Below are 22,663 nucleotides of genomic sequence, written 5' to 3'. Positions count from 1 at the left end.
GCCGGTCAACGTGCACGGCGCCCCCGAGGGCAGGTCCCCGCAGCAGTTCTAATAGGGGTTTCTCCGTCGGCGGAGTGGGGCAAGGCCCATGCCTCCGACGCGTTCCGTCCGTTCTCGACCGCCCCAGGCGCCTACGCTCATGAACCAGCTCGAACAACTCAAGGCCTTCACCACCGTCGTCGCCGACACCGGCAATTTCAAGCAGCTGGCGCAGTTCACGCCGCGCGACGCCACGACCAACCCGTCGCTGATCCTGAAGGCGGTGCAGTCGCCCGACTACGCGCACCTGCTGGAGGACACCGTCGCCGCGAACAAGACCGACGCGCTGGACCTGATCGTCGACAAGGTGCTGGTGGCCTTCGGCCTGGAGATCCTCAAGGTCGTGCCGGGCCGCGTGTCGACCGAGGTCGACGCCCGCCTGAGCTTCGACACCGTGGCCTCGCTGGCGCGGGCCCGCCGCCTGATCCAGATGTACGAGGATGCCGGCATTGGCCGCGACCGCGTGCTGATCAAGGTCGCGTCGACCTGGGAAGGCATCCAGGCCGCGCGCGAGCTGGAACTCGAAGGCATCCACACCAACCTGACGCTGCTGTTCTCGTTCTGCCAGGCGGTGGCTTGCGGCGAGAACGGCATCCAGCTGATCTCGCCCTTCGTCGGTCGCATCTACGACTGGTACAAGAAGGCGGCCGGCCCGAACTGGGACGAGGCGGCCAACGCCGGCGTCAACGACCCCGGCGTGAAGTCGGTGGCGGCGATCTACAACTACTTCAAGAAGCACGGCATCCCCACCGAAGTGATGGGTGCCAGCTTCCGCAACGTCGGCCAGATCCAGGCGCTCGCTGGCTGCGACCTGCTGACGATCAGCCCCGACCTGCTCGCCCAGCTGCAGGGCAGCGAGGCCCCGCTGGCGCGTGCGCTCGACGCGGACGCCGCCAAGGCCCAGGACTTGCCCAAGGTCTCCTTCAACGAGGCGGCGTTCCGCTTCGCCCTCAACCAGGATGCGATGGCCACCGAGAAGCTGGCCGAAGGCATCCGCCTGTTTGCCGTCGATGCCGGCAAGCTGGACCAGATGATCGAAAGCCTGCGATGACCGAGTTCCCGCGTTGCGACCGCAGCCCGACCTGGGCGGCCTTGCACACTCACTTCCAGCAATCCGGACGCGCGTTCGACGTGCGTCAGGCCTTTGCGACCGACGAGGGCCGCTTCGCGGCCTGGTCGCTGCAGGCGCCGGAGGTGTTCGCGGACCTGTCGAAGAACCGCATCGACGCCCGCACGCTGGAACTGCTGCTGACGCTGGCCCGGGACGTGCAGCTGGAGTCGCAGCGCGAGGCGCTGTTCAACGGCGATCCCATCAATGCGACGGAAGGTCGCGCGGTGCTGCACACGGCGCTGCGCGCGCCGGCGGGGCAGGGGCCTCATTCGGACGAGGTGCAGGCCTCGCTCGCGCGCATGCTGGCCTTCGCCGATGCGGTCCGCGACGCGGCCCGCAGCGGCATCACCGACGTCGTGCACATCGGCATCGGCGGCTCGGACCTCGGACCCGCGATGGTCGTGCAGGCCTTGCAGTCGTATGTGCCGGCCGGATTGACGCTGCATTTCGTGTCGAACGTCGACGGGCACGACCTGGCCCCGGTGCTGCGCAACCTGGATCCGAAGACCACGCAGTTCATCGTCGCCTCCAAGACCTTCACGACGCAGGAGACGCTGGCCAATGCGATGGCCGCGAAGGCCTGGTTCCTGCAGAACGGCGGGACCGACATCGCGAAGCATTTCGCCGCCACGACCAGCAATGCCAAGGCAGCGGCCGAGTTCGGCATCACGACGACCTTCGGATTCTGGGACTGGGTCGGCGGACGCTACTCGCTGTGGTCGGTGATCGGTCTGCCGATCGCGATCGCCGTGGGCTCGGCCCACTTCCGCGCGCTGCTGTCCGGCGCGCATGCGATGGACCAGCATTTCCGCAGCGCGCCGCTCGACAGCAACCTGCCCGTCCTGCTGGGCCTGCTGGACGTCTGGTACCGCAATTTCCACGGTTTCACGAGCCGCTCGGTGGCGCCCTATCACCAGGGACTTCGCCGGCTGCCGGCCTACCTGCAGCAGCTGGAGATGGAGAGCAACGGCAAGGGCGTGGACCGCGCGGGCGATCCGCTGAGCTACGCCACCAGCCCGGTGGTCTGGGGTGAGGCCGGCACCAACGGCCAGCACGCCTACTTCCAGATGCTGCACCAGGGGACCGACGTGATCCCGGTGGAGTTCATCGCCGTGAAGACGCCGAACTTCGGCGCGCACGTCCGCGGCGAACTGCTGGACAAGCTCCAGGACCAGCACGTGAAGCTGCTGGCGAACTGCCTCGCGCAATCGCAGGCGCTGATGCAGGGCAAGACCGCGGAAGCTGCGCGCTCGGAGAAGGCGCCTACGGCGTCGCAGGACCTGGACCCGGATGTGCTGGCGCGGCATCGGAGCTTCACCGGCAACCGGCCGAGCACGACGCTGCTGCTGGAGGCGCTGACGCCGTCGTCGCTGGGCGCGCTGATCGCGCTGTACGAGCACCGCGTGTTCGTCAGCGGCGCCGTGTGGAACATCAACAGCTTCGACCAGTGGGGCGTGGAGCTCGGCAAGGCGTTGTGCAACAGCCTGCTGCCGCGCCTGACCAGCGGCGATGCGTCGGGCCTGGACGCATCCACGGCCGGCCTGCTGGCCAAGGTGCGCGGCTGAGCGCGCTCCCCCGAATTCAACGCAGTAGAGAACGAATCAGATGAAGATCGTGTTTGATTTCGGCGCCGTGCTGTTCCATTGGCACCCACCGAGTTTCCTGGCCCGAGTCTGGGCCCATCGCGCCGCCGACGAGATTCAGGGCGCCGCCCTGGCCAAGGACCTCTTCCAGGATTACCGTGGTGATTGGGGCGCGTTCGATCAAGGCCTGATCGACGCTCCGACCACAGCGGACCGCATTCACGCGCGCACCGGCTGGCCGCGCGAGGAAATCGTCGCGGTGATGGACGCCGTGCCGTCGGAGCTGAAGCTCATCGAGGGCTCGGCGGCGTTGATCCAGGAACTGAAGGCGCAAGGGCACACGCTGCACTTTCTGTCCAACATGCCGGAGCCGTATGCCGATTACCTCGAACAGACCTTCCCGCTGGAGGACTGGTTCGTGTCAGGTGTGTTCTCGGGGCGGGTGAAGCAGTCGAAGCCGTCGCGCGAGATCTTCGAGCTCGCGCTCGCGCAGTTCGGCGCCAGACCGGAGGAGGTGCTGTTCCTCGACGACCATCCGGACAACATCGCTGCGGCGAAGGCGCTCGGCTGGCACACGCACCTCTTCACGTCGCCGGAGCTGGCACGGCAAGACCTGGTGCGTCGGGAACTGCTGCCGGCCTGAGGCGCGGCGCGATCGGGGCGCCGGTGGCGCGCCCGGTGTCTTACTTCGAGGCGTCGTCCTCGTCGATCGTCGTCGGCGGCGCGGCCACGCGGAACGATTCGTCGGACCAGTGGCCCAGGTCGATCTGGCGGCAGCGCTCGCTGCAGAACGGGCGCCAGAGGTTGCTCGGCGCGAACAGGCTGTCGCCGCCGCAGGTGGGGCAGGGGACGATGCGAGGCGCCGGCGTGGCGGGGATGAATTTCTCGGGCATGGCGGAGTCGGCACTACGGGCGGCGCGAGGCGCTCAGCGCCGCGCCGGGTCAGGAATACAGGGTCAGGAACACAGGGTCAGTTCGAAGGTGGCGTCGACCGGCGCCGGTTTCAAGCGCCCGTCTTCGTCCTGGCGCATCAGCCGGATCGAGACCATCAGCCGGTGACCGCTGATCTCGGGGATCAGGCCCAGGCTGGGGTCGATGCGCATGCGCAGCATGTGGAAGCTGCGGCCCGGCGGGAGGCTCTGCTGGTACTGGCCGCCGTGCGCGGCCACCTTGTGCGGCGAGCCGCTGTCGCGCAGCAGGCCCAGCAGCACGTTGAGCGCCTCGGCCAGCGGCATCAGCGTCTGCGCCCACTGCATCAGGTCGTTGCGACGACGCACCGGCAGCAGCTGCTGCCACGCGTAGTAGGCCGGCAGATCGAATTCGCAGGTGCCGCCGGGGATCGAGATCCGGCTGCGGATGCTCATCAGCCACTCATTGGTCGTGAGCGCGTGACCGGCCTTGCCGGGCAACTGGTTGAGCTTGTCGAACGCGGCATCGATGCGGCCGACCACCTCGTCCAGCACGGCTTCCGACACCGCCGGATTGCCCCGGTAGCTGTTGAACTGCGTGCGGTGGCGCTCCAGCTCCTTGAGCAGGTCGGCCTTGAGGTCGGCGCGCGAGGCGACGTCCATCACTTCGAAGATGGTGGCCAACGCGAAGTGGTGATCCATCGCGGTGTCGCGCGCCATCAACTGACCGAGCCGATCGAACAGGTGTTCGAGTCTGAGCATCGTGCGGATGCTCTCGTTGAACGGGTATTCGTAGAGGACCAAGTCGACCATCCCTTTGCGGCAAGTGGCCATTGTTCCACAGTGTGTCGTGACGTTACCCCGATCGGGTGAGGGGTGGTCAGAACAGGGGACCGGCGAGCAGACGCCCGACCTCTTCACGCAGTTGGGCCAGCGTGAGGCCGTCGTTATGGATCACCGCATCCGCGGCGGCGCGACGCTCAGTGCGCGTCGCCTGCTGGGCGAGGATGGCCCGCACGGCCGATTCGCTCAGGCCGGACCGCGCCATGACGCGGGCGACCTGCGTCTCTTCCCGGCAGTCGACGACCAGGACCCGATCGACACGGCGACGCCAGCGTCCTGATTCCACCAGCAGCGGCACATCGAACACGATCCGTTGCCCCGGTCCGGCGAGCGCCTCCTGCCGGGCGGTCTCCGCGCCGATCATCGGGTGCAGGATGGTTTCAAGCGCGCGTTTGGCGGACGGGTCGCGGAAGGCCAACTCCCGCATCGCTGCGCGGTCGAGCGCGCCGTCCGTTGAGACGAAGGCTGATCCGAAGTGCGCGGCGATGGCCGGCATCGCGTTGCCGTTGGGCTGGGTCAACGCCCGGGAGATCGCGTCGGTATCGATCAGCAAGGCGCCGCCCAGGTCCACGAGCGCCGCCGCGACGGTGCTCTTGCCGCTGCCGATGCCGCCGGTCAGGCCGATGCGCACGAGGGGCTCCCGGGGAGGGCGATCAGATCGCCCGAAGTCCCAGCCAGGCCGCGACCTCCGTGGTGCCGATCAGCAGGACGGCCAGTCCGCCGCCAGCGAGGAACGGGCCGAACGGGACATACCGGCCTTCGCGCAGGCCTCCCCGCATCTTCAGCGCGATGCCGACCACGGCGCCGATCAGCGAGGCGAAGAGCGCGACCGGCAGCACCATCTGCCAGCCCAGCCACGCGCCGAGGGCGGCGAGCAGCTTGAAGTCGCCGTAGCCCATGCCTTCCTTGCCGGTGGCCAGCTTGAACACCCAGTAGATGGACCACAGCGACAGATAGCCCGCGAGCACGCCGATGAGCGCATCGGCCAGCGAGACCGGAATCCATCCGGCGAAGGCGGCGATCAGGCCGGCCCACAGCAGCGGTTGGTTGATACCGTCCGGCAGCAGCGTGGTATCCCAGTCGATGCCGGCCAGCGCCACCAGCGCCGCGGCGAAACCGCAGTACAGCAGGGTCGCCGGTTGGGCGCCCAGCCGCCAGGCGATGCCTGCGAAGAGCAGGCCGGTGAGCAGCTCGATGAACGGGTATCGCGCAGAGATCGGCGCCTTGCAGGATGCGCATTTCCCGCCCAGCCGCAACCAGCCGAGCAGTGGCAGGTTCTCATGCCAGCGTAGCTGGTGGCCGCAGTGGGGGCAGCGCGAGGCCGGCCGGACCAGCGAGAAGGCCGGCTGACGATCCAGCGATTCGCGCAATGGGAGCGCGGCGGCGGCCAGTTGCCGGGCCGAGGTCTCGTCGAGTCCGGCGTGAGTTCGCAGGTCGCTGTCGATGGCTAACTGGTCCGCGCAATCGGACAGCCACTCCCGGTGCATCATCACCGGCAGCCGGTAGATGACGACGTTGAGGAAGCTGCCGACACACAGACCGATCAGGCCGAGATACGCAGGGGACAGCAGTGCGTCCCACAGGGCCGGATCCAGCACTTACACCACCGCGCCCAGCTTGAAGATCGGCAGGTACATCGACACCACGATGCCGCCGATCAGCCCGCCCAGGAACACGATGATGACGGGCTCCATCAGGCTGGACAGCGACTTGACGGCGTCGTCGACCTCTTCTTCATAGAAGTCCGCCGCCTTGCCCAGCATGTGGTCCAGCGAGCCGGATTCCTCGCCGATCGAGGCCATCTGCAGGACCATGATCGGGAAGATGCCGGTCGTCTGCATCGAGGTCGTCAGCGATGCGCCTGTCGACACGTCGCGTTGGATCTTCTCCGTCGCCTCGGCGAACACGGCGTTGCCGGAAGCGCCCCCGACCGAGTCCAACGCCTCGACGAGCGGCACACCGGCAGCGAACATCGTCGCCAGGGTGCGCGTCCAACGCGCGACCGCGGACTTGTAGATCAGCTGCCCGAAGATGGGGATCTTCAACAGCAGTCGGTCCATGAACTTCTGCATCTTCTCGGAGCGTTTCCAGCTCTGGAAGAAGAAGTAGATGCCGCCGCCGGTGACGCCGAAGATCAGCCACCAGTACGCGACGAAGATCTCCGACAGCGCCATCACGAACAGCGTCGGTGCCGGCAGTTCGGCGCCGAAGGACTTGAACACGTCCTTGAAGGCCGGGATCACGAAGATCATGATCACGGCCGTCACGACGAAAGCCACGACCAGCACCGCGATGGGGTAGGTCAGCGCCGACTTGATCTTGCCCTTCAGCGCCACCGTCTTTTCCTGGTAGATCGCCAGGCGGTCCAGCAAGGCTTCCAGGATACCGCCCTGCTCGCCGGCTTCGACCAGGTTGCAATACAACGCGTCGAAGTAGAGCGGATGCTTGCGGAAAGCCGCGGACAGCGATGTGCCGGTCTCGACGTCCTGGCGGATGTCGGTCAGCAGTTTCGTCAGCCGGGGGTTCGGACTCCCACGTGCGACGATGTCGAAGGACTGCAGCAGCGGGACGCCGGCGCGCATCATGGTGGCCAGCTGGCGCGTGAAGACCGAGATGTCCTTCTGCTTGATGGACTTACCGCCGGAGCTACGCCGCTTCTTGATCTTGTTGACCAGGATGCCCTGGCGCCTCAGCGACGCGCTGATGACGGCCTCGCCGCCGGCCCGCATCTCGCCGCGCACGATCTTGCCGTTGCGGTCCTTGCCTTCCCATTCGAAGACGTATTCCTTGATGCCCTTGGCCGCGCTCTTTGTGCCTGCGGTGGTCGTCGCCATATCACCTCCTGCCGTCGCGCCAGATGAGTGGCGCTCCCAATCTTTGACTCGTTCGAACGGTCCTGGTAGCCCGACGCCAGACGCACGAAAGCGGCGTCCGAGGACGCCGCGTCATGCCGCCGATGTCATTCGTTGGTGGCCGCCAGCACCTCTTCCAGTGTCGTGACGCCCGCCCGGACCTTGACCAGCCCGGACTGCCGCAGGTCCCGCACGCCATCCGCGCGGGCCTGGTGGGCGATGTCCACGGCTGTTCCCTCGGACAGGATGATCCGCTGGATCGGCTCCGTGATGGGCATCACTTGGTAAAGACCGACGCGCCCACGATAACCATTGTTGCAATTCGAGCAGCCGACGGCCCGGTACGGCTTCCAGCTGCCGTCCAGATCCGCCTCCGCGAAGCCCGCGCGCAGCAGCGCCTCGCGCGGATATTCCGCCGGCGCCTTGCAGTTCTCGCACAGCCGGCGCGCCAGACGCTGGGCGGTGATCAGCAGCACGCTGGAGGCGATGTTGAACGGGGCGACCCCCATGTTCAGCAACCGGGTCAGGGTCGTCGGGGCGTCGTTGGTGTGCAGCGTCGACATGACCATGTGGCCGGTCTGGGCGGCCTTGATGGCGATGTCGGCCGTGTCCAGGTCCCGGATCTCGCCGACCATGATGATGTCCGGATCCTGCCGCAGGAAGGCCTTCAGCGCCGCGGAGAAGGTCAGGCCGGCCTTGTCGTTGACGTTGACCTGGTTGATGCCGGGCAGGTTGATTTCCGCCGGATCCTCGACGGTGGAGATGTTGGTGCCGGGCTGGTTCAGGATGTTGAGGCAGGTGTACAGCGACACCGTCTTCCCCGACCCCGTCGGCCCGGTGACCAGGATCATCCCGTAAGGGCGGTGGATGCAATGGAGTAGCCGTTCCTTCTCGATCTTCTCGTAGCCCAGGGCCTCGATGCCCAGCTTGGCCGAGGACGGGTCCAGGATCCGGATCACGATCTTCTCGCCGAACAGCGTCGGCAGTGTCGAGACCCGGAAGTCGATCGCCTTGGATCCGAACTTCAGCTTCATCCGGCCGTCCTGCGGCACGCGGCGCTCGGAGATGTCCATCCGCGAGATCACCTTGATCCGCGAGGACAGCTTGTCCTTGATGGCGATCGGCGGCTGCGTGATCTCGCGCAACTCGCCGTCGACGCGGAACCGGACGCGGTAGTGGTACTCGAAGGGTTCGAAATGCAGGTCCGACGCCCGCATGTTGATCGCGTCCACCAGCATCTTCTGCAGGAAGCGCACGACCGGCGCGTCCTCGACGTCGGCGATCTCCTGCGTTTCCTCGGGCGGCGGGGCGCTGTCCTCGGCGATGTCGAAGTCGAAGTCCTCGCCGGCAATCGCTTCCAGGGCCTCTGCCGTCGATGCCGCGTTGAGGCCCAGCAGCTTCGCGAGCTTGTCGTGCTCGACGATGATCCATTCAGGCGTCAGCTGGGTGGCGAACTTGATGCGCTCGACGACTTCCTGCTCGGTCGGATCGGCGCCGCCGATGAAGAGCCGGTTGCCCCGGCGCGCCAGCACCACGACCTGGTACTGCGCCGCCAGTTTGGCGTCGATGATGTTCTGCGGCAGCTTGTGGCCGTCGACGGCGTTCAGGTCCAGCAGCGGGAGTGCGAGCGCGTGCGACAGCGTGTGCGCCAGGTCCGTCGGCGTGACGGTGCCCGAAGCCATGACCGCGTTGATGAAGCTGGTCTTCTTCTCCCGGGCCAGCTTGACCAGGTCCTCGGCGGCCTGCGGCTTGAGCTTGCCGGCGTGCACGAGCACGCGGGCAACGCCTGACAGGGCGGACTGAGGAGGTTCTGCCAGTGTGGTGTCCACGGATATCGCCATCGGGTAAGGTCTTGCCGGATGCCGGCGCAAGCGCCGGAACAGCCCCTCACTTTACCCCCATGAACGCAGGGGCGGCGGGAGGGGCAGCCCTGGCTTTCACTGAAGTCAGACGCTTCGTGCAGTTTCGGCCTTGGTCACTGGAAATTGAGCGCGAAATGTGCAATACCGTTCCTGCGCGCCCAGGAGGCCCGCAAGGCCTGACCCCATGAGGGTCCCAGGCGGGTGGCGTTACCGAGCGTCGTGTGGAGTGGCCTGCGACGCCGACCCGGTTTGGCGCGCGCAAAGAAAAACGCCGCGAACCTTGCGATTCGCGGCGTCATCGATGTCCTGGTCGGGGTGAGAGGATTCGAACCTCCGGCCTCTACGTCCCGAACGTAGCGCTCTACCAGGCTAAGCTACACCCCGTTTTGGTCACTCGATCAAGAGACTTCAAGAACGTCTGTTCAAGAACTTCTCTCCACCGACTGAGCCGCAAATTCTAGCAGGCTTTCTTTCCACTTGGAAAGAGGGAGCGCCGACAAATGTTGTCTCGCCTGTGCGACCTCCGCGCGGGCGGCTTCGCGTGTCGCTTCCAGTGCGCCGGTGCGACGCACGATCTCGACGATGTCCTGCAGCCGCTCGACCTCGCCATGCTCGATGGCGTGGCGGATCAGCGCGCGGTCGGCCTCGGTGCCGCGCTCCATCGCGATCAGCAGCGGCAGCGTGGGCTTGCCTTCGCGCAGGTCGTCGCCGACGTTCTTGCCCAGCGATTCGCTCGTGCCTTCGTAGTCCAGCGTGTCGTCGATCAACTGGAAGGCGGTGCCCAGCGCGCGACCGTAGCCGGCGCAGGCTTCCTCGAGTGCGGGCGGCGCGTCGGCCAGCACCGCACCCAGGCGCGCGCTGGCTTCGAACAGCTTGGCCGTCTTGTAGCGGATGACGCGCAGGTAGCTGTCGACCGCGACATCCGGGTCATGCATGTTCATCAACTGCAGGACCTCGCCTTCGGCGATGACGTTGGTCGCGTCGGCGAGTACTTCCAGTACACGCATGCGGTTCACCGACACCATCATCTGGAAGGCGCGCGAGTACAGGAAGTCGCCCACCAGCACGCTGGCAGCGTTGCCGAACAGCGCGTTGGCCGTCTGCTTGCCGCGCCGCAGCGCGGACTCGTCGACGACGTCGTCATGCAGCAGGGTGGCGGTGTGGATGAACTCCACCACCGCCGCGAGTTCCCGGCTGGCCGGGGAGTCTGCGTCCAGTGCATTGGCGAACATCAGCACCAGCTTCGGACGCATCCGCTTGCCGCCGGCGTGGATGATGTACGCGGAGATCTGGTTGATCAGGGCGACGTCCGAGCGAAGCCGTTGCGCGATCACGGCGTCGACTTCGTTCATCTGCGCGTTCAGCGCCTCGAGGACCTCGGCAACTGGGGTAGAGGCAATGGGCTGCACTCTGGACTCACTGTGAGGGGAAGCGCGGATTATAGGAAGGCGCGGGGCCAGGTCTGTCCGTGACATCCGCGCCTTCGCACGAGAGCGCCCTCAAAGCCTCTGCGGCGCCTCGCGAAGACCTCTGCGGTGTCGCTCGGATGCCTCGCAAGGCCGGTGGCTACGGGCTTCGCGATGCATCAGGGTTTGCATCGATGCAGCGGTCTGTGCTACATTCTCGGGCTCCGCATCTTTGTGCGGTGTTTTTTCTTGGGCGGTCGATGGATGCCTCCGGTTGTTTCGGGGTGCCGACGAGCCGCTCTCATGTGAAAGGGCTGATATGTACGCGGTCATAAAAACCGGCGGCAAGCAATACAAGGTTGCTGCTGGCGAAAAGATCAAGGTAGAACAGATTGCTGCGGACGTTGGCCAAGAGATCGTGATTGACCAGGTGCTGGCCGTCGGAAACGGCGCGGACCTGAAGATCGGGACTCCCTTGGTTGCGGGTGCAAGCGTCAAGGCCACCGTGGTGGCGCATGGCAAGCACGACAAGGTGCGCATCTTCAAGCTGCGTCGTCGCAAGCACTACAAGAAGAGCCAAGGCCATCGCCAGACGTTCACCGAGCTGGAAATCAGCGCGGTCAACGGCTGAATCTTTGACTCTCTCGTAATCTGATCAAGGAGTAATCCATGGCACAGAAAAAGGGCGGCGGCTCCACACGAAATGGCCGCGACTCGAAGCCGAAGATGCTGGGCGTCAAGGTGTACGGCGGCCAGACCATCTCGGCTGGCTCGATCATCGTCCGCCAACGCGGCACGAAGTTCCACGCCGGCACCAACGTGGGCATGGGCAAGGACCACACGCTGTTCGCGCTGATCGACGGCACGGTGTCCTTCACCGTCAAGGGCGAGAACAGCCGCTCCACGGTCGTCGTCACGGCGATCTGAGCGACTTGATGTCCTGACGCCGCGATGCGGGAGACCTGGTCTCCCGTGTCCGGCGGACCCAGAGCCCCGGCTTCGTCCGGGGCTTTGTTCTTTCTCGGGGCCCGATCCCGTCGGGCGCCGCGCCGACCGTGAGTCCGGCGAAACCTGACTCGCACCGATTCAAAGCATGGCCTCGCGCGGGAGCGCGGGGGCGTGAATTACGATAGCCCCGCTCTCCGGGACTGAAGGCCATCCATGAAGTTCGTTGACGAAGCCACCATCGATATCGCCGCCGGCAACGGCGGCGCGGGTTGCGCCAGTTTCCGCCGCGAGAAGTTCATTCCCTTCGGCGGCCCGGACGGGGGCGACGGCGGCAAGGGCGGCAGCGTCTTCGCGATGGCCGACCGCAACCTCAACACGCTGATCGACTACCGCTATGCGCGCCGCCACGAGGCGCGCAACGGCGAAGCGGGCCGCGGCTCGGACCAGTTCGGCGCTGCCGCCGACGACATCACGCTGAAGGTGCCGGTCGGCACCATCGTCCGCGACCTGGAGACCGACGAGATCATCGCCGAGCTGCTCGAGCCCGATGTGCCGGTGCTGCTGGCCAAGGGCGGCGACGGCGGCTTCGGCAACCTGCATTTCAAGACCTCGACGAACCGCGCCCCGCGTCAGAAGACGCCCGGCTGGCCCGGCGAGATCAAGAAGATCAAGATGGAACTGCGCGTGCTGGCCGACGTCGGCCTGCTCGGTCAGCCCAACGCCGGCAAGTCGACGCTGATCGCCGCCGTGTCCAATGCGCGCCCGAAGATCGCCGACTACCCGTTCACGACGCTGTACCCCAACCTGGGCGTGGTGCGCGTGGGTCCGGAGAAGAGCTTCGTCATCGCCGACATCCCCGGCCTGATCGAGGGCGCCGCCGAAGGCGCCGGCCTCGGCCACCAGTTCCTGCGCCACCTGCAGCGCACGCGCGTGCTGCTGCACGTGGTCGACCTGGCGCCGTTCAATCCGGAGGTCGACCCGGTCGCCGAGGCCAAGGCCATCGTCAAGGAACTGAAGAAGTACGACGAGGCGCTCTTCGAGAAGCCGCGCTGGCTGGTGCTGAACAAGCTGGACATGGTGCCGGCGGAAGAGCGCGCCGCCCGCGTGAAGGACTTCATCAAGCGCTACAAGTGGAAGGGCCCGGTCTTCGAGATCTCCGCGCTGACGCGCGAGGGCTGCGAGCCGCTGATCCGCGCCATCTACGACCACGTGGCGGCGATCCAGTCGCCGCCGGTCGAGGATGCCGACGCGCGCTTCGACGAACCGACCATCGATCCGCCCAAGGCTTTCCAGGAAACGCGCAAGACGCGCGCGACGAAGAACAAGGCGGTCAAGGCGGCGAAAGCCGACAAAGCCGAGAAAGCGGAGAAGGCGGAAAAGCCGCCCGAGCGCGATCCGCGCTTCGATCCGCTGCCCTGACTTCCGTCTTCGACCTCTCGGCTCCCTGATCCTCGACGCATGAGCAACGGCAATCTGACTGGAAATCTCGGCGCTGAACTGGCTGGTGTCCTCAAGGACGCGCGACGCATCGTCGTGAAGGTCGGTTCCAGTCTCGTGACCAACGAGGGCCGCGGCGTCGACGCCGAGGCGATCGGCAACTGGTGCCGGCAGCTCGCGGAGCTGGCGCGCGAGGGCCGCGAGGTCGTGATGGTGTCCAGCGGCGCGATCGCCGAAGGCATGAAGCGCCTGGGTTGGGCGAGCCGCCCGAAGGAACTGCACGAACTGCAGGCCGCGGCGGCCGTCGGGCAGATGGGCCTGGCGCAGATGTACGAGACCAAGCTGCGCGAGCAGGGTCTCACCAGCGCGCAGGTGCTGCTGACGCATGCCGACCTGGCGGACCGCGAGCGCTACCTGAATGCGCGCTCGACGCTGCTGGCGCTGCTGCAGCATCGCGTGGTGCCGGTGATCAACGAGAACGACACCGTCGTCAACGACGAGATCAAGTTCGGCGACAACGACACGCTGGGCGCGCTGGTCGCCAACCTGGTCGAGGCGGATGCGCTGGTGATCCTCACGGACCAGAAGGGCCTGTACTCGGCCGATCCGCGCAAGGATCCGAACGCCCGCTTCATCGACCGCGCGACGGCCGGCAAGCCCGAGCTTGAGGAGATGGCCGGCGGTGCCGGTTCCAGCATCGGACGCGGCGGCATGATCACCAAGATCCTGGCCGCCAAGCGCGCGGCCAGCAGTGGCGCGAACACCGTGATCGCCTGGGGCCGTGAGCCCGACGTCCTGCTGCGGCTGGCCGCCGGCGAGGCGATCGGGACGGCGCTGATGGCGTCCACCGCCAAGCTCGCGGCGCGCAAGCAGTGGATGGTCGATCACCTGCAGTTGCGCGGGAAGGTCGTCGTCGATGCCGGTGCGGCGATCAAGCTGCGGGAAGAGGGCAAGAGCCTGCTGCCGATCGGCGTGCAGGAGGTGTCCGGCGAATTCCATCGCGGCGACGTCATCGCGGTGGTCGACCTGGCCGGGCAGGAACTTGCGCGCGGGCTGACCAACTACGGCAGCGCCGAAGCGCGCCTGATCGCGCGCAAGCCGTCGTTCGACATCGAGCGCGTGCTCGGCTACGCGGCCGAGCCGGAACTGATCCACCGCGACAACCTCGTGCTGCGCTGAAGCGGCAGGCGGCAGCCACCCATCATGAACAAAGGCGCCCGAGGGCGCCTTTGTCATGTCCACACCGTCAGCGGCGAGCGCTCAATCCTTCGGAGGCTCCACCGGACCGCCGTGCGCGGCGCCCGGCGGCGCGGTCTCGCGACCGTCGTGCGACTCCCGATGCGCGGTCTCCACCTGTGCCGGACCGCCATGGTCCTGAGGCCGGTGATCGAAGCGCTCATGCCGGTGATGGTCCTGATCGCCGTGATGGTCGCCGTGGTCGCCATGTCCGCCATGACGGTCGCCGCGCGGCGGCGGCCGCATGCCGGCGCGCAGGTAACGGTTGTGATGGTTCAGGCGCGGCAGGAATCGCGCGAGTTCCGTCAGCGCCATCTGATACACGCCGCGCTTGAACTCGATCACGGCCTCCAACGGCACCCAATATTCGTTCCAGCGCCAGGCGTCGAACTCGGGGTGGTCGGTGGCGCGCAGATTCATGTCGCTGTCGCGACCCATCATCTGCAGCAGGAACCAGATCTGTTTCTGCCCGCGGTAATGTCCGCGCGCGTCGCGCCGGATGAAGTGGTCCGGGACTTCATAACGTAGCCAGTCCCGCGTGCGCGCGATGATGCGCACGTGGTCCGCAGTGAGGCCCACTTCCTCATGCAGCTCTCTGAACATCGCCTGCTCGGGCGTCTCTCCATGCTTGATGCCCCCTTGGGGGAACTGCCAAGAATGGGTGCGTATGCGCTTGCCCCAGAACACCTCGTTCTTGTGGTTGAGCAGGATGATGCCGACGTTGGGCCGGAAGCCTTCACGGTCGAGCATAATCAACCTTCAAATCATTCGTTGGATTGATTATTGCACCGGGGCTGCGACCCGGCGCGATCATCGCTAACCCTCGGTGATTCACGGTTTCTTCCGCGGCGGCCCGGCTGACCGCGGACTTTTATTTTCTGCGCCCATGAAAGCCTCCCAGTTCTTCATCTCCACGCTCAAGGAAGCGCCCGCCGATGCGGAAATCGTCAGCCACAAACTGATGATGCGGGCCGGCATGATCAAGCGCCTGGGCGCCGGCATCTACAACTACATGCCGATGGGCCTGCGCGTGATCCGCAAGGTCGAGCACATCATCCGCGGCGAGATGAACCGCGCCGGCGCGGTCGAGCTGCTGATGCCGGTCGTGCAACCGGCCGAGCTGTGGCAGGAGACGGGCCGCTTCGACAAGATGGGCCCCGAACTGCTGCGCGTGAAGGACCGCCACGGGCGCGACTTCATCATCCAGCCGACGTCGGAAGAGGTCATCACCGACATCGCGCGCCAGGAGCTGCGCAGCTACAAGCAACTGCCGAAGAATTTCTATCACATCCAGACAAAGTTCCGCGACGAACGCCGGCCCCGCTTCGGGATCATGCGCGGCCGCGAGTTCACGATGAAGGATGCGTACTCGTTCGACCGCGACAAGGAAGCAGCGGGTCGCAGCTACGACGCGATGTATGCGGCCTACGGCCGGATCTTCGACCGGCTGGGCCTGCAGTACCGCGCCGTGGCGGCGGACACCGGCGCGATCGGCGGCGACCGCTCGCATGAGTTCCAGGTCATCGCCGAGACCGGCGAGGACGCCATCATCTATTGCCCGACCAGCGACTACGCGGCCAACATCGAGCTGGCCGAGGCGCTGTCGCTGATCGCCACGCGCGGTGCCGCGACGCAGCCGCTGACGAAGACGCCGACGCCCGGCAAGGCCACCTGCGCCGACGTCGCCGAGCTGCTGAAGCTGCCGCTGTCGCAGACAGTGAAGTCGCTGGTGCTGGCGACCGACGAGCTCGACGACGAGGGCAACATCGTCAAATCGCAGGTCTGGCTGCTGCTGGTCCGCGGCGACCACGACCTGAACGAAGTGAAGGTCGGCAAGCTGGAAGGCCTGAAGGGCGGCTTCCGCTTCGCCACCGCCGCCGAGATCGACACCCACTTCGGCTGCAAGCCCGGCTACCTGGGCCCGATCGGCCTGGCGCAGCCGCTGAAGATCATCGCGGACCGGACCGCCGCCCACATGGCGGACTTCGTCTGCGGCGCCAACGAGGCCGACTTCCACTTCACCGGTGCGAACTGGGGTCGCGACCTGCCCGAGCCCGACCTGGTGGCCGACATCCGCAACGTCGTCGAGGGCGATCCCTCGCCGGACGGCAAGGGCGTGCTGGCGATCCAGCGCGGCATCGAGGTCGGCCATGTCTTCTATCTCGGCACGAAGTATTCGGCCGCGATGAACGCGAGCTACCTCGACGAAACCGGCAAGCCCCAGCTGATGGAGATGGGCTGCTACGGCATCGGCGTCACGCGCATCCTGGGCGCGGCGATCGAGCAGAACCATGACGAGCGCGGCATCGTCTGGCCCGACGCCATCGCGCCGTTCACCGTCGTGGTCTGCCCGATCGGCATGGACCGCAACGAGGACGTGAAGGCCGCCGCGACGAAGCTGCACGAAGAGCTGCTGGACCTGGGCATCGACGTGCTGCTGGACGACCGCGGCGAGCGCCCCGGCGCCATGTTCGCGGACTGGGAACTGGTCGGCGTGCCGCACCGCGTGGTGATCTCCGACCGCGGCCTCAAGGAAGGCCAGGTCGAGTACCAGGGCCGCCGCGATGCCGCCGCCACCAAGCTGGCACTGGCTGACGTCGTCGCTCACCTGAAGCAACGACTCGCGTGAATCCGGCCCGTCCGCCGCAGCGTGTCGCGGCGGTGGACGCGCTGCGCGCGCTGGCGCTGTTCCCGGTGGTCGCGGTCAACTGGGTGGGGTATCCCGCCCTGCCGGATGCCGGACCGCTCAGTCCGCCATCGCCCGCCGACGGGCTTGTCGCGCAGGTCGTCTCCTGGTTCCTGCACGCGCTCATCGCGGGCAAGGGCATCGCGCTGCTGGCCTTCCTGTTCGGCTACAGCCAGGGCCTGTCCCAGTCCCGCGGCGAAGAGGCGCTGGGCAAGCGCCGACGGCGCCTTGCGAAGCTGCTGACGCTCGGCCTGCTGCACGGCACGTTGCTCTACATGGGCGACATCCTGACGCTCTACGCGGTCTCCGGATCGGTGCTGGCGATCTGGGCCGGGCATTCCATGGGGATGCTGAAGGTCCGACTGCGGGTGCTGGTCGGATTGGAACTCGCGGTGATCGCGCTCACGGTGCTCATGGCCAGCATGCCGCTGTCGGGCGAGCCGTCGCTGTCGATGTCGGTGCCTGCGGCATGGGGAGACTGGACGCTGCGCAACGCGGGCCACTTCATCGCGTCGACCATCGCCTTCGCCACGCTGGGCCTGCCCACGCCGCTGCTGCTGATGACCGCGGGACTGATGGCGGCGCGTCTGCGGCTGTTCTCCCACCCGCGCTGGGAGCCCGCCTTGCGCCGTTGGTCGCGTCGCTGGCTGTGGCCGGCGGTGGCGGTGAACATCGCGTTCGCCTCGCTGCTCTGGCCCGGGTTGCGCGATGGCGACAGCTACGTCACCAGCCGCTTCGCGATCTTCTATCTCTATCCGACGATGCTGCTTTTGAGCGCCGCCGTGCCCGCGCTGGTGCTGCGTCTGCGCCGCGATCCGCGGCTGCTGGACGTGCTCGCGCCGCTGGGGCGGCACACGCTCAGCCTGTACCTGTTCAGCTCGGTGTTGAGCTTCTCGCTCTTCAGCGGCGCCGGCCTCGCGTGGCAGCCGGGAACGGTGCTGGCGGCCGGTCTGGCGCTCGCGTACTGGACCGGCGGCCTGCTGCTCGCGCGCGTACGCGGTCCGCGACCTTTGCCGCTGGAACGCTGGCTCGCCCGCTGACGGCGGCGGCGCGCGCCGTTATGCTGCCGCGCCTCGGCCTCTCGCTTCTCGATCGAGTTCCGATTTCCCCTGATCCCCTGATCTCCGCCGTTCCCGTGACTGACTCTGGCTTCAAGACGATTGCTCCCACCTCGCGCCGCGCGCTGCTGCTCGCCGGCGCGGCCAGTTGCCTGCCGCGTCCGGCGTTCGCCGGCGCCCAGGTGGAGGAGCCGCTGGCCGATGCGGTCCGCTCCGCGATGTCGGCCGCGATCGCCTCGGACGCGCCGCCCAAGCCGCATTTCGATTCGATCGAGCCGCGCCTGGCCTACCTGCGCTGGCTCGGCGAGATGAGCGAGCGCATGAAGCGCAAGAAGAGCGAGACCCAGGTGCGGATCGAGTTCCTGGAGACCCTCTGGTACGAGAGCGCCCGTGCAGGCCTGGAGACCGCGCTGGTGCTGGGCCTGGTGCAGGTGGAGAGCGGCTTCAAGAAGTACGCGATCAGCGTCGCCGGCGCGCGCGGCTACATGCAGGTGATGCCGTTCTGGATGCGCTCCATCGGCGACGGTCAGGTATCCCGGCTGTTCCACATGCAGACCAACCTGCGCTTCGGCTGCGTGATCCTGCGGCACTACCTGGACCGCGAGAAGGGCGACCTGTTCCTTGCGCTGGGCCGTTACAACGGCAGCCGCGGGCGCGCGGAGTATCCGAACATGGTGATGGGCGCCCGCAAGGGCTGGCTGATGCCGGGTCAGGCCTGAGGCCGGGTCAGGCCTGAGGCCGCAGCCCCAGCCAGGCCTGCGGCGCCGCGCCGGGCAGCTGGGCCAGTTCGAGCACGCGCTCGACGGTCTCGGCCACCATCTCGTCGATCGAGGTCGGCTTCAGGTACAGCGCCGGCAGCGGCGGGAAGACGATGCCGCCCATCTCGGTCACCGCGGTCATGTTGCGCAGGTGGGCGAGGTTGAACGGCGTCTCGCGCACCATCAGGATCAGACGGCGGCGCTCCTTGAGCGTGACGTCGGCGGCGCGGGTCATGAGGTTGTCCGACAGCCCGTGCGCGACCGCGGCGAGCGTGCGCATCGAGCAGGGCGCGATCACCATCGCGGCGGTCGGGAAGCTGCCGCTGGCGACGCAGGCGCCGATGTCGCCGGGCGCGTAGGCGAAGTCCGCCTCGCGCTCCAGCGCATCGCGTGCGAGCCCCAGTTCATGGTGGGCGTTGAGCACGCCCGCGGGGCTGAGGACCAGGTGGGTCTCCGCGCCGATCGCGCGGGCCCGTCGCAGCAGTTGCAGCCCGTAGGCGGCACCGGTCGCGCCGCTGATGCCGACGATCAGACGCGGCCGCGGTGCCGCCGCGGCGGTCATCAGGCCTTGGCCAGCAGCTGCTGCAGCTCGCCGCTCTCGTACATCTCCATCATGATGTCGGAGCCGCCGACGAATTCGCCGTCGACGTAGAGCTGCGGGATGGTGGGCCAGTTGGCGTAGTCCTTGATGCCCTGGCGGACGCTCTCGTCCTCGAGCACGTTGAAGGTCTTCAGCTCGCTGGCGCCGCTGGCCTTCAGGATCTGGATCGCGCGGCCGGAGAAGCCGCACATCGGGAACTGCGCGGTGCCCTTCATGAAGAGCACGATGCGGTTGCCCTTGACCAGGTCGTCGATGCGTTGCTGAACGTCGCTCATGGCGGAATCCTCTGAAAGCTGAAGCGGGAAGGCGTGTGCAGTGCGCGGCAGGATCCGTTCCGGGGTCCATGGACATGGAGAGTCACCGAGCCGCGCGATGGGAGGATTATCAAGCAGCGCGCAAGCCCGCGCTGGGCTGGGCTCAAACCGTTCGCCTGCCCCAGCCGGGCGGCTCCAACCGGTCGGCTCCAACCGGTCGGCTCGATCCGGCGCGGGCCGGATCAGAAGCTGTAGCTGACGCCCAGCTGGATGACCGGCTTGTAGCGCAGGTCCTGCGACAACTCGGCCTGCGGCGCGCTGTTGCCCAGGCGCAGGCTTGAGGCGCCGCCGCCCACCACGCCGACGTCGGCGCTGAACCCCCAGCCGTTGCGCAGCGAGTAGCTGGTGTAGCCGACGCCCACGTAGGAGAGCGACAGGTTGGGTTCGCGCTCCGGTCCGGTGAGCAGGCTGAGGCTGCGACGACCGGCCGACAGCGACGGCGTGACCGTCGCCGCCTGGCCCAGCGCCACGCCGGAACTGCTCTGCAGCAGCGACATCGGGCCGAGCATCAGGCCGCCGGTGGCCCGCAGGCCGCCGCGCGTGCCGGCGCCCATGCCGGATCCGGTGAGGTAGTAGTCCGCCAGCAGATTGGCGCTCAACACGCGGCTGCCGCTGCGGGCGTCGAAGGAGAGGCTGTCGTTGTCCTGGGCCTGGCTCAGTTGCAGCCGGCCCTGCCAGCTGGTGAAGGCCTTGCGGTCCGGTTTCAGTTGCAGGCCCTGTTGGGCCCACGCGGCGCCGACCATGCAGACACTGCCGGCCAGGACCACGGCAAGGCGCAGGAGCAAGGGGGCGGCGCTCATGACAGGTCTCCCAGACTCACGACAAACCCGTTTCAAGATGGATCAAAACGGGCACCAAGTCAGACCATGCTACGCCCGGGCCGGTTACCGCGCCAGATCGAGTTGAGGGGGTTTCCAGGCACTGTTGCGGATTCCCGGCGCGGTTTCTCGCAGTGTGGAAACAGTCTGTGAGGCGCGCCACATTCCTGTGCGTGCCGCCACATTCCTTACGCCGGCCAGCGGCCGCCGCTGGCGCGGGGTTGACCGCCCAGATCGCGCCGGTTCTCGACGTCGACGAAGCCTCGTGCGCTCAGCAGACCGGCCACCGCCTCGGCCTGGTCATACCCATGTTCGAGGAGCAGCCATCCGTTCGGACGCAGCCGGGCCGGCGCGCCGTCCACCAGCTCGCGCAGGTCGGCCAGTCCGTCGCCTTCCGGCGTCAGCGCCATCCGGGGCTCGTGGCGCAGCGCGTCGAGGTGGTGATCGTCCCCCGCAACGTACGGCGGGTTACTGAGGATCAGGTCGAATGCCGATTGACCCGCCAGAGGCTCGTACCAATGGCCGAGGTGGCTGTCGACCGCCAGACCCAGTCGGCGGGCGTTGTCCTGGGCGACGGCGAGGGCGCCCGCACTTGCATCGACCATGCGGACGTCCGCGTCGGGACGCCGCGACTTGATCGACAGCGCGATCGCGCCGGTGCCGGTGCCCAGGTCGACGACCCGGGGCGATGACAGTCCCGCGAGGCGTTCGAGCGCCCATTCCACCAGTACCTCGGTGTCCGGCCGGGGGATCAGCGTGTCCGGCGTGACGCGCAGCGTCAGGCCGAAGAACTCCTTCTCGCCGGTCAGATAGGCCAGCGGTACGCCGTCGAGCCGGCGGGCGAGCCAGTCCCGGAAGCGCTCCTGCTGGGGCGCATCGAGCGGATCGGTGTCGTGCGCGATCAGCCACGCCCGCGAGACGCCGAGCAGCGCTTGCAAGAGGTACAGCGCCTCGGCGCGCGGCAGACCGGCGGCGATGGCGGCACGTTCTGCTCCGACGATCGTCAAGGCCCCATCGGCGGCGCTCATGCCTGACCGCCTTCCAGCGCGGCGAGCTGCTCCGCGGCCTGCGCCTGCTGCAGACCTTGGAGGACGTCGTCGAGGTCGCCGTCCATGATCGCGCCGAGCTTGTAGAGCGTCAGGTTGATCCGGTGGTCGGTCAGGCGTCCCTGGGGGAAGTTGTAGGTGCGGATGCGGTCGCTGCGGTCGCCGGTGCCGACGAGGCTCTTGCGCTGCGCGGCTTCCTTGGCGGCGCGCTCGTTGCGGTCCTTGTCGCGCAGTCGCGCGGCGAGCACTGCCATCGCCTTGGCCTTGTTGCGGTGCTGGCTGCGGTCGTCCTGGCACTCGGCGACCAGGCCGGTCGGCAGGTGCGTGATCCGGATCGCGCTGTCGGTCTTGTTGACGTGCTGCCCGCCCGCGCCGCTGGCACGGAAGGTGTCGATGCGCAGCTCGGCGGGATTGAGCTGGATCTCCTCGGCCTCGTCGGGTTCCGCCATCACCGCAACCGTGCAGGCGCTGGTGTGGATGCGCCCCTGCGATTCGGTGGCGGGCACGCGCTGCACGCGGTGGCCGCCCGATTCGAACTTCATCTGCCCGTACACGCCGTCGCCGTCCAGGCGCAGCACGATTTCCTTGTAGCCGCCCAGGTCCGATTCGCTCGCCGACAGCACCTCGCAGCGCCAGCCGCGTCCTTCGGCGAAGCGGGTGTACATGCGGGTCAGATCGCCGGCGAAGAGCGCCGATTCGTCGCCGCCCGCGCCGGCACGGATTTCGAGGAACGCGGGTCTGTCGTCATCCGGATCGCGAGGGATGAGCGCGAGCTGCAGCTCCTGGTCGAGCTGCGCCAGATCGGCTTCGGCGCCGGCGATCTCCTCGCGGGCCATCTCGATCATGTCGGCGTCGCCGCTGTCGAGCAGCTCGCGCGCCGCGACGAGGTCCTGCTCGCGCTGCACGTAGCGCCGGTAGCGCTCGACCAGCGAGGACACCTCCGACTGCTCGCGCGTCAGCGCGCGGTAGCGCTTCATGTCGGCGGCGGCGCTGCCGTCGGCCAGGGTGCTGTCGAGCTCCGCCAACCGGTAGCCGAGGCGGTCGAACTTCTGGCGCAGGGCGTCTTTCATGGGGGATGGGCAGCGAGGGCGGGGAGAACGAAGCGGCGGAGGGACGATCGGTCGATGGACCGGGAGCAGGGCGGCAGGGTGTGCCGA

At 67.4% G+C, this 22,663-nt stretch carries 23 protein-coding genes and 1 tRNA gene; 10 read left to right on the top strand and 14 right to left on the bottom strand.

Features of this window, described 5'->3' with window-relative positions; translation table 11 throughout:
• Positions 1 to 139: 139 nt before the first annotated feature.
• From tal to ACQZ13_RS25770, 3 genes are read left to right on the top strand one after another with little or no spacing between them, the layout of a single operon-like run.
• A complete protein-coding gene (gene tal, locus ACQZ13_RS25780; protein ID WP_431048702.1) occupies positions 140 to 1,090 on the top strand; it encodes a transaldolase in 951 nt (316 codons plus the stop codon).
• On the top strand, positions 1,087 to 2,715 hold the full coding sequence (gene pgi, locus ACQZ13_RS25775) for a glucose-6-phosphate isomerase (RefSeq protein ID WP_431048701.1): 1,629 nt from the start codon (positions 1,087 to 1,089) through the stop codon (positions 2,713 to 2,715). The genes tal and pgi overlap by 4 nt, the downstream gene beginning before the upstream one ends.
• A 40-nt stretch (positions 2,716 to 2,755) precedes the next feature.
• Positions 2,756 to 3,376, top strand: a complete 621-nt coding sequence (locus ACQZ13_RS25770) for an HAD family hydrolase (RefSeq protein WP_431048700.1) — start codon at positions 2,756 to 2,758, stop codon at positions 3,374 to 3,376.
• 40 nt (positions 3,377 to 3,416) lie between these two features.
• On the opposite strand, the gene ACQZ13_RS25765 is transcribed toward ACQZ13_RS25770, so the two are convergent.
• The 8 genes from ACQZ13_RS25765 to ACQZ13_RS25730 form a co-directional block, all read right to left on the bottom strand.
• Positions 3,417 to 3,626, bottom strand: a complete 210-nt coding sequence (locus tag ACQZ13_RS25765; RefSeq protein ID WP_431048699.1) for a DNA gyrase inhibitor YacG — start codon at positions 3,624 to 3,626, stop codon at positions 3,417 to 3,419.
• A gap of 63 nt (positions 3,627 to 3,689) precedes the next feature.
• Positions 3,690 to 4,445, bottom strand: a complete 756-nt coding sequence (gene zapD / locus ACQZ13_RS25760) for a cell division protein ZapD (RefSeq protein WP_088407952.1) — start codon at positions 4,443 to 4,445, stop codon at positions 3,690 to 3,692.
• Positions 4,446 to 4,521: 76 nt separating this feature from the next.
• Complete coding sequence (gene coaE / locus ACQZ13_RS25755) at positions 4,522 to 5,115, bottom strand: dephospho-CoA kinase (protein ID WP_431048697.1); 594 nt, start codon at positions 5,113 to 5,115, stop codon at positions 4,522 to 4,524.
• 22 nt (positions 5,116 to 5,137) lie between these two features.
• Positions 5,138 to 6,082: a prepilin peptidase gene (locus ACQZ13_RS25750; RefSeq protein ID WP_431048696.1), complete on the bottom strand. Its 945-nt coding sequence runs from the start codon at positions 6,080 to 6,082 to the stop codon at positions 5,138 to 5,140.
• Positions 6,083 to 7,318 (bottom strand): type II secretion system F family protein, encoded by a 1,236-nt coding sequence (locus ACQZ13_RS25745; RefSeq protein ID WP_431048695.1) that lies wholly within the window; start codon positions 7,316 to 7,318, stop codon positions 6,083 to 6,085.
• A gap of 125 nt (positions 7,319 to 7,443) precedes the next feature.
• Complete coding sequence (gene pilB / locus ACQZ13_RS25740; RefSeq protein WP_431048694.1) at positions 7,444 to 9,177, bottom strand: type IV-A pilus assembly ATPase PilB; 1,734 nt, start codon at positions 9,175 to 9,177, stop codon at positions 7,444 to 7,446.
• Positions 9,178 to 9,505: 328 nt separating this feature from the next.
• Positions 9,506 to 9,582, bottom strand: a tRNA-Pro gene (locus ACQZ13_RS25735).
• Between the two features lie 38 nt (positions 9,583 to 9,620).
• Positions 9,621 to 10,673, bottom strand: a complete 1,053-nt coding sequence (locus tag ACQZ13_RS25730; RefSeq protein ID WP_431048693.1) for a polyprenyl synthetase family protein — start codon at positions 10,671 to 10,673, stop codon at positions 9,621 to 9,623.
• A 250-nt stretch (positions 10,674 to 10,923) separates the two neighbouring features.
• On the opposite strand from ACQZ13_RS25730, the gene rplU reads away from it, so the two are divergent.
• From rplU to proB, 4 genes are all read left to right on the top strand, one after another.
• Positions 10,924 to 11,235: a 50S ribosomal protein L21 gene (gene rplU / locus ACQZ13_RS25725; RefSeq protein WP_297531896.1), complete on the top strand. Its 312-nt coding sequence runs from the start codon at positions 10,924 to 10,926 to the stop codon at positions 11,233 to 11,235.
• 38 nt (positions 11,236 to 11,273) lie between these two features.
• Positions 11,274 to 11,531 (top strand): 50S ribosomal protein L27, encoded by a 258-nt coding sequence (gene rpmA / locus ACQZ13_RS25720; protein ID WP_088407914.1) that lies wholly within the window; start codon positions 11,274 to 11,276, stop codon positions 11,529 to 11,531.
• A gap of 234 nt (positions 11,532 to 11,765) precedes the next feature.
• Positions 11,766 to 12,971: an Obg family GTPase CgtA gene (cgtA, locus tag ACQZ13_RS25715; protein WP_431048692.1), complete on the top strand. Its 1,206-nt coding sequence runs from the start codon at positions 11,766 to 11,768 to the stop codon at positions 12,969 to 12,971.
• 39 nt (positions 12,972 to 13,010) lie between these two features.
• Positions 13,011 to 14,168: a glutamate 5-kinase gene (gene proB / locus ACQZ13_RS25710; RefSeq protein ID WP_431048691.1), complete on the top strand. Its 1,158-nt coding sequence runs from the start codon at positions 13,011 to 13,013 to the stop codon at positions 14,166 to 14,168.
• 81 nt (positions 14,169 to 14,249) lie between these two features.
• Here the strand turns inward: proB and ACQZ13_RS25705 are convergent, their stop codons facing one another.
• Positions 14,250 to 14,975, bottom strand: coding sequence for an RNA pyrophosphohydrolase (locus ACQZ13_RS25705; protein ID WP_431048690.1), 726 nt, complete (start codon positions 14,973 to 14,975; stop codon positions 14,250 to 14,252).
• Between the two features lie 136 nt (positions 14,976 to 15,111).
• Between ACQZ13_RS25705 and ACQZ13_RS25700 the strand changes: the two genes are divergently transcribed.
• The 3 genes from ACQZ13_RS25700 (at position 15,112) to ACQZ13_RS25690 (ending at position 18,688) form a co-directional block, all read left to right on the top strand.
• Positions 15,112 to 16,854 carry a proline--tRNA ligase gene (locus ACQZ13_RS25700; RefSeq protein ID WP_431048689.1) on the top strand — a complete coding sequence of 581 codons (1,743 nt, stop codon included), beginning with the start codon at positions 15,112 to 15,114 and terminating at the stop codon, positions 16,852 to 16,854.
• On the top strand, positions 16,851 to 17,951 hold the full coding sequence (locus ACQZ13_RS25695; protein ID WP_431048688.1) for a DUF418 domain-containing protein: 1,101 nt from the start codon (positions 16,851 to 16,853) through the stop codon (positions 17,949 to 17,951). Before ACQZ13_RS25700 ends, ACQZ13_RS25695 begins: the two co-directional genes overlap by 4 nt.
• 95 nt (positions 17,952 to 18,046) lie before the next feature.
• Complete coding sequence (locus tag ACQZ13_RS25690; RefSeq protein ID WP_431048687.1) at positions 18,047 to 18,688, top strand: lytic transglycosylase domain-containing protein; 642 nt, start codon at positions 18,047 to 18,049, stop codon at positions 18,686 to 18,688.
• A 7-nt stretch (positions 18,689 to 18,695) separates the two neighbouring features.
• Here ACQZ13_RS25690 and ACQZ13_RS25685 read toward each other — a convergent pair whose 3' ends face one another.
• The 5 genes from ACQZ13_RS25685 to prfA form a co-directional block, all read right to left on the bottom strand.
• Positions 18,696 to 19,289, bottom strand: coding sequence for a UbiX family flavin prenyltransferase (locus ACQZ13_RS25685; RefSeq protein WP_431048686.1), 594 nt, complete (start codon positions 19,287 to 19,289; stop codon positions 18,696 to 18,698).
• The gene (gene grxD, locus ACQZ13_RS25680) at positions 19,289 to 19,603 is read right to left on the bottom strand and encodes a Grx4 family monothiol glutaredoxin (RefSeq protein ID WP_088407921.1); all 315 of its coding nucleotides are present in this window, start codon (positions 19,601 to 19,603) and stop codon (positions 19,289 to 19,291) included. Before grxD ends, ACQZ13_RS25685 begins: the two co-directional genes overlap by 1 nt.
• Positions 19,604 to 19,824: 221 nt before the next feature.
• Positions 19,825 to 20,442 (bottom strand): hypothetical protein, encoded by a 618-nt coding sequence (locus ACQZ13_RS25675; protein WP_431048685.1) that lies wholly within the window; start codon positions 20,440 to 20,442, stop codon positions 19,825 to 19,827.
• A gap of 206 nt (positions 20,443 to 20,648) precedes the next feature.
• Positions 20,649 to 21,488: a peptide chain release factor N(5)-glutamine methyltransferase gene (gene prmC, locus ACQZ13_RS25670; protein WP_431048684.1), complete on the bottom strand. Its 840-nt coding sequence runs from the start codon at positions 21,486 to 21,488 to the stop codon at positions 20,649 to 20,651.
• Complete coding sequence (gene prfA / locus ACQZ13_RS25665) at positions 21,485 to 22,576, bottom strand: peptide chain release factor 1 (protein ID WP_431048683.1); 1,092 nt, start codon at positions 22,574 to 22,576, stop codon at positions 21,485 to 21,487. Before prfA ends, prmC begins: the two co-directional genes overlap by 4 nt.
• Positions 22,577 to 22,663: the final 87 nt, after the last annotated feature.

The sequence above is a fragment of the Roseateles sp. L2-2 genome (genome assembly GCF_050613215.1).
GTDB classification, from domain to species: domain Bacteria; phylum Pseudomonadota; class Gammaproteobacteria; order Burkholderiales; family Burkholderiaceae_C; genus Roseateles; species Roseateles noduli.
This window is presented reverse-complemented; position numbering and strand designations above follow the sequence as displayed.